Raw genomic sequence first — 7,104 nt, 5'->3', positions numbered from 1 at the left:
TTAAATTCCGAATGGAGCTTCTGATTCAGAGGCTTTTTGTCACAACCCCTTTTTTTGAATTACTGTAACTAGATGTGGTAGAATAACATTAGTTTTATGTACGGATTTTAAATGATAGTAAACAGCTGAATAATTATTGCCGACCTTGTACCAACAAAGCGGCTCTTTTAGCTTACTTACTTTTCCGTTATGACGGTTGTTTTGTTAATCTAAGTAAATCTAGTAAAGGAAGGTATTATGGCAAAATTAAAAATTAAGAATAATGAAGTTGCCTTTTACGCCATGGGTGGCCTTGGCGAAATTGGTAAGAACATGTACTGTGTTCAGTTCCAAGACGAAATTATCATCATTGACTGTGGGGTCCTTTTCCCAGAAGATGAGCTGTTAGGGGTCGACTACGTTATCCAAAACTACGACTACCTGATTGAAAACAAGGATAAGATTAAGGGGGTTTTCATCACCCACGGTCACGAAGACCACATTGGGGGACTTCCGTTCTTCCTGCAAAAGGTAAATGTGCCAATCTACGCCGGTCCATTTGCAATGTCGTTGATTAAGGGGAAGCTAGACGAAAAGCACCTCTTACGGAGTGCAGAACTTCACGAGATCAACGAGTTCGATGAGGTGCACTTCAAGAAGCTCTGGGTCAGCTTCTTCCGGACGACCCACTCAATTCCGGACACCCTCGGGGTTGCGGTTCACACTCCCCAGGGAACAATCATCCAGACCGGGGACTTTAAGTTTGACCTGACCCCGGTTGGCCACTTGCCAGGTCCTAACCTTCAGCAGATGGCTAAGCTTGGTGATGAAGGGGTCCTTCTGTTGACCTCTGATAGTACGAACGCCGAACGTCCCCAGTTCACCAAGTCGGAACGGTGGGTTGATATCCATATCCGGCGGATCTTTGAACGAATCAAGGGTCGGATCATCTTCGCCTCGTTTGCCTCAAACGTTTATCGGCTGCGGGAAGCGTCGGATGCGGCCATCGCCCAGGGCCGGAAGATTGCCGTCTTCGGGCGGAGTATGGAAAATGCCATTGCGGCTGGTCAGGAACTCGGCTACCTCAACATTCCTGAGGATTCCCTGATTGACCAAAACGAGATTAACAACTACCCACCGGAGAAGGTCTTGATTATGTGTACCGGATCCCAGGGTGAACCAATGGCCGCACTGAGTCGGATTGCTAAGGGTACCCACCGACAAATCAGTATCCAACAGGGGGACACGGTTGTCTTTTCCAGTAACCCAATTCCGGGGAACACCACTAGTGTTAATTCCCTGATCAATAAATTGGAAGAAGACGGTGCTAATGTTATCCACGGTTACGTTAACAACATCCACACCTCTGGTCACGGTGGCCAAATTGATGAAGAATTTATGCTGCGGTTGATGAAGCCAAAGTTTTTCGCTCCAGTTCATGGCGAATACCGGATGCAGAAAATTCACACTAAGCTGGCAGAAATGACCGGAGTGTCGAAGAAGAATACCTTCATCTTGGCAAATGGTGACGTCTTGGCCTTGACAAAGGATAGTTGCCGATTGGCTGACCACATTGACAGTGTCAGCGATGTATACATCGATGGTCGTGACGCGGGTGATACAGTTGGTAACCCAGAAATCCGTGAACGGCGCCTACTTTCGGAAGAAGGGGTGGTCACGGCAATTGCGGTTGTTGACTTAAAGGACTACCAGATTGTTGCTGGTCCGGACATTGTTTCCCGAGGCTTCGTTTACATGCATGAATCTCAAGAATTGATCAAGGCTGCTAATCATGAAGTCTTCTGGGCTATCCTTAACACCTTTAAGAACCATAAGCATGTTGACCAACGGGCCCTCAACCGGACAATCGTTAGTCGGCTACAGAAGTTACTCTTTGAAAGGACCGGACGGCGACCAGTAATTATTCCGATGATTACGATTCTTAACGGTGACAATCGGGCAGAAAACCGCCACTACCGTCACCCTAACCACCGTAATAACAATAAGCAAAACAAGGAAAAACGCTCCCAACAACATAGTGAAAAGGGAAAGCAACATAACAAGCAGGACCACCATAAAAAGGAAACTGTAAAAGCTTAGGCGGTTCGGTTACAAAAGCTCCTGATAGTCGGTATCGTTATCGGCTGTCAGGAGCTATTTTAATACTTTTGTAATTGACCACTTAAAACTACTTGAAAACTCTGGTATTATCAATATTAGCAATTATTTTAGTTATTTAGAGAGGAAGAAACCAAATGACCGGAAGAGATTATTTACGAATCTGGTATCGGGTTCAAATTGGGGCGACATTACTGATTCTAGCGATGATGATGGTCCGGAATTTTGAACTTGGCCGTCACATAGTGGTAGCACACCTCTTGCCGACCGTGATTATTTTGGCAATCGGCCTGGCAGTGGAATTATTGCCTAACTTGCCGGAAGTTGTTAAACGCCTGAATAGTTGGCTCCAGGGTTTGACCCAGCCCCTTATTCAGGTCGTTACATGGGACGTTATTACCCGGGAAATTATTACCCTCCTGCGACTACCTTCACGGGGAGTTGTTTCCCTAATGATCTTATACTATTTAGTAATGTTTGCCCCGTTCGCCAGTGTGATTGGTGGGCAGTTGAAGACGAGCATTGAGCGCTTTATCTTTGCAATTTCAACTTTTCAGGTAGTTTTTATCGCCTTGGCAGCCTTTCCAGATGCCCTAATCGACAACCATTTCTTGTATCTACTGCTTGCCAGTGGAGCCGTCGGAGCTGTTGCCTACTTCGTGTTGATTACGACGGTAATGCGAGCCTGGAAACTATCTTGGCCGGGCCTAAAGCCGCAGTGGTCAGGAGACTTTAACTGGTGGATTCTTGGTGGGTTGGTATTAATCGACCTGGCCTTTACCTACCTAAACGTTGGTGGAAATATTGACATCACTAAGTCCGACTGGCGGTATTTTCTGACCGCTGTTGAGGCTGGCGTGGCGGAAGAAACTCTGTTCCGCTTTGCCATCTTGGGGGTACTTTTTTATGCATGGCGTCACTGGCAAAAGCGTTTGCCCCTGGTCCTGGCCACAAGCAGTATTTTGTTTGGACTTGCCCATCTGGTGAACGTTTTCGCGCAAAACTGGGGAAACACTCTGTTTCAGGTGATTGGCGCAGCCGGAATTGGTCTCTTTTTTGCGGTGGTGTATGTTTATACTGGGCAGCTCTGGTTGGCAATGTTGATGCACGGCTTACTAGACTGGACGAGTTTTGTTGCATCTGAATCCACCACCATATCGGGAAAGCTGACCCTTGATGATTGGGTTACCACCCTGGTTGAGGTTGCCTTTTTTGTCCTAATTGCGGTTTGGATGATGTACGGCCAGCGGCGTCACGTGATGAACCGGCATGTTGCCCGTTTAACCGGTGATGAACAGCATTTCGATTTTCAAATTCACTATTAATTAAACGAAGCTGAGAAAGCATGCTCCTAGTATCAAGTGCCGCGGAGCAAGTCCATTGATTACGATCAATGGCGCGCTCTTATTTTTCCCAGCTTCGCTTTTTTGAACAAAATATTGGAAACGTTTTCTAAAGAAACATTTGGCCTAAGATACAACTGCTTTATGCATAAAGAAAGACTATAATTATTATATAACTTACATTTTTAACATTATTGACTAGCTCTTTAATGTTATTGGATGTTATTGAAAGGAATGCACAAGTATGATTAGAAGAGGGACGAAGACGGAGGATACAGCCTTCTTTGGCCATCCACATGGACTATCGACCCTGTTTTTCACTGAAATGTGGGAAAGATTTAGTTACTATAGTATGCACGCCATCCTATTGTTCTACCTGATTGATAGTTTCCAAAAGGGTGGCCTGGGGATGGATACCCCGATTGCCACCTCAATTGTTGCCATTTATGGGGCCCTGATTTATATGTCAAGTGTGATTGGTGGCTTTGTCAGTGATCGCTTGCTGGGAGCCCAGCAAACCGTCTTTTTGGGCGGGGTGCTGATTGCCTTGGGGAAACTTTATTCTAGTGCTCCCACTCCGTTTTGTGGGTCTTTACGTTTCTATTGTCATCATTGTTTTAGGAACCGGTTTTCTGAAGCCCAATATCTCTGACATGATTGGGGGACTATATAGTAAGGATGATACCCTGCGGGATGCCGGTTTTAATATTTACTACATGGGAATCAACCTCGGTTCTCTTTTGGCGCCATTCATTATTGGTTGGGTCGGCCAAACATACAGTTACCATGCCGGCTTTGCCCTCTCGACAATTGGGATGATTTTTGGCTTGATCCAATACAGCATGGGGAAGAGAAAGTACCTGGCTAAGGATGGCCTAGAGCCTAGTGACCCCATCAAGCCGGAAGAGAAGACAAAGGTTATTAAGCAGGTTTCCTGGGTCATTGCCCTGGTTGTTATCGTCCTGGTAGGTATGCAGTTAACTCACCTGCTTAACATCAACAACATCATCTTTATCATCACGATTCTCGGGATTCTACTCCCGGCCGCGTATTTTTTCAATATCTTACGCAGCCCGAAGATTACCAGTAAGGACCGCCACAATGTCTTGGCATACATCGTGATCTTCATTGCTAGCGTGTTGTTCTGGTCAATTTATGAGCAGACAATGACGATTTTTCCGTTGGTGACCCAACAGATGACTGACCTGCTTTTGTTTGGCTTCCATATCAAGCCAAGCCAGTTTACCGGCTTCAACGCCCTGTTCGTCTTGATTTATTCACCAGTAGTAGCTGCTGCCTGGACAAAATTGGGTAAGCACCAGCCATCATCGACGACTAAGTTTACGGTTGGCCTGTTAGCTTCGGCTTGTTCGTTCCTGGTTCTCCTGATTCCAATCAACACCCACGTGGCAGGGGCTAAGTTCTCTGGCTGGTGGCTAATTTTGAGTCTAGCCATTATTGAAGTTGGGGAAGTCTTCTTGTCACCATCCGGCCTGTCTTTAACCAACAAACTGGCTCCAAAAGCCTTTGCTGCGTAGATGATGAGTATCTGGTTCTTGGGGGATGCTGCCGCCCAGTCCTTTAATGCCCAGCTGGTTAAGCTTTATAGTGTCCCAAACGCTGGAATGTATTTTGAAATCGTCGGTGCCTTTGCCGTTGTTGGGGCGCCGGTTCTGTTCTCAATGCGGGGGCTGTTATCCCGTTTAGTCAATGTCTAGGCCTGAGGAGGAAAAATAATGGTTAGAGTTCAAGAAGGATACATGCCCTTTGGCAAATACCAGACTTACTACCGGATTGTGGGGGAGAAGAGCACTAAAGCACCCCTCCTTCTTCTTCATGGTGGGCCGGGTTCAACCCATAACTACTTTGAGGTCCTAGACGACCTTGCAAAAAAGGGCCACCGTCAGTTGGTCATGTATGACCAGATTGGCTGTGGGAAATCTTCGATGCCTGATGACCAGGCCGACCAAGTCTATAATCAAGAAACCTGGGTAAAGGAACTCATCGCCCTGCGCGACTATCTTAGTCTTGATCAAGTCCACTTGCTAGGCCAGTCGTGGGGTGGGATGCTAGAAATTATCTACCTTTGTGACCACGCTCCCAAAGGTGTCAAATCGGGAATTTTAGCCAGTACTCTCCCGGCCTCTTGGATGTGGGGCAAGGAGTTGCACCGCCTGATTAAACTGATGGCGCCGGCTGACCAGGCGGCAATTGCCAGGGCGGAGGCGAGCGGCGACTACTCTGCTCCGGATTACCAGCGCGCTAATGCCAAGTTCATGGAACAGCACTGCAGTGCAGCCCCAGCGGCGGACAATCCAGAACCGTTACGGCGTAAGAAAAGGGCGGGAACTGTTGCCTACCTGACTGGATGGGGACCCAACGAATATAATCCGGAGGGGAATCTCAAGAACTATGACTACCTTGACCAACTTAAGGAACTTACGACCCCGATGCTGATTACTAGTGGGACCGATGACCTCTGCACACCCTACATTGCCAAAACGATGGCCGACCGCATCCCGCGCTCTCAGTGGCAGCTCTTCGAATACTGTCGGCACATGTCGTTTGTGGAGCGTCACGACGATTACGAGCGGGTCATAATCAAGTGGTTGAACGCAAACGATTAACAATCTTTAGCAAAAAAGAAAAGCTTATGGTAGAATTAATTTTTGCCATAAGCTTTTTATTAATAAGTAACTTGAGGAGAAAGAGAAATGGATGCAACACTGCTGACCCGGCTGATCTTAGGGGCACTTTTACTTTACCAGGTATATAACTACGGTCATGACCTCTTCGTCAATCGGAAACGAATCAATGACGGTAACATGTTGGTTACGGGGCCCATTGGCTTTACGACTAACTTCTTTGATACATTAGGGATTGGGTCCTTTGCCCCAACGACGATGCTACTAAAGTTGACCAAATCTTTGAAGAATGACCGCTTGCTCCCGGGAACTTTGAATGCCGCCTGTGCCATCCCGGTGATGACCGAGGCCCTTTCCTACATCAAGATGGTTAAGGTTAGTGGCCTGACGCTATTAACGATGATGTTGTCAGCAATGTTGGGGGCGTTCATTGGTTCCCGAATCGTGGTTCGCTTCGATGAAAAGAAGGTGCAGGTAACGGTGGGGTGTGCGTTAGCCGTCACGGCCGTTTTGATGGTTCTCTCTGTTACGGGGGTAACCACTAAACTAGGGGCCCACAACGTTGCTACGGGCCTATATGGGTGGAAACTAGTCGTTGCCTGTGCTGTCAACTTTATCTTAGGCTCTTTGATGAATGTTGGTATTGGTCTCTACGCACCGTGCATGGCCCTCGTGTACTTACTTGGCCTGAGTCCGTTGGTTGCTTTTCCTATTATGATGTCCTCGTGCGCGTCTGTAATGCCGATTGCTGCTGGTGAGTTTATTAGACGTGATGACTATGCCCGCGCCCCGGCAATCTCAATCACGGCCTGTGGCTGCCTAGGAGTGTTCGTTGCTATTCATTTCGTCAAGCACTTGAACGTGACGTTCATAATGTGGTTGGTGATCTTGGTAATGGTTTACACCTCAGCCCTAATGCTGATTGAGGGAAGCCGGAAATTTAAATTGGCGGCAGAATAAAAGAAGGGGTTGTGACAAAAAGCCTCTGAATCAGAAGCTCCATTCGGAATTTAACAAAA

4 protein-coding genes and 1 pseudogene are annotated in these 7,104 nt (G+C 47.1%); all 5 read left to right on the top strand.

The features are described from left to right. Positions 1-237: 237 nt before the first annotated feature. The 5 genes and pseudogenes from rnjA (at position 238) to FD32_RS04670 (ending at position 7,045) form a co-directional block, all read left to right on the top strand. Positions 238-2,079: a ribonuclease J1 gene (rnjA, locus tag FD32_RS04690; RefSeq protein WP_047767812.1), complete on the top strand. Its 1,842-nt coding sequence runs from the start codon at positions 238-240 to the stop codon at positions 2,077-2,079. Between the two features lie 155 nt (positions 2,080-2,234). Beyond that, positions 2,235-3,422, top strand: coding sequence for a CPBP family intramembrane glutamic endopeptidase (locus FD32_RS04685; RefSeq protein WP_047767810.1), 1,188 nt, complete (start codon positions 2,235-2,237; stop codon positions 3,420-3,422). Positions 3,423-3,684: 262 nt separating this feature from the next. After that, positions 3,685-5,158: pseudogene (locus FD32_RS04680) on the top strand (peptide MFS transporter). Positions 5,159-5,176: 18 nt separating this feature from the next. After that, positions 5,177-6,067 (top strand): proline iminopeptidase, encoded by an 891-nt coding sequence (gene pepI / locus FD32_RS04675; protein ID WP_047767808.1) that lies wholly within the window; start codon positions 5,177-5,179, stop codon positions 6,065-6,067. A gap of 87 nt (positions 6,068-6,154) precedes the next feature. Then, on the top strand, positions 6,155-7,045 hold the full coding sequence (locus FD32_RS04670) for a sulfite exporter TauE/SafE family protein (RefSeq protein ID WP_047767806.1): 891 nt from the start codon (positions 6,155-6,157) through the stop codon (positions 7,043-7,045). Positions 7,046-7,104: the final 59 nt, after the last annotated feature.

The organism is Limosilactobacillus panis DSM 6035 (assembly GCF_001435935.1).
Taxonomy (GTDB): domain Bacteria; phylum Bacillota; class Bacilli; order Lactobacillales; family Lactobacillaceae; genus Limosilactobacillus; species Limosilactobacillus panis.
This window is presented reverse-complemented; position numbering and strand designations above follow the sequence as displayed.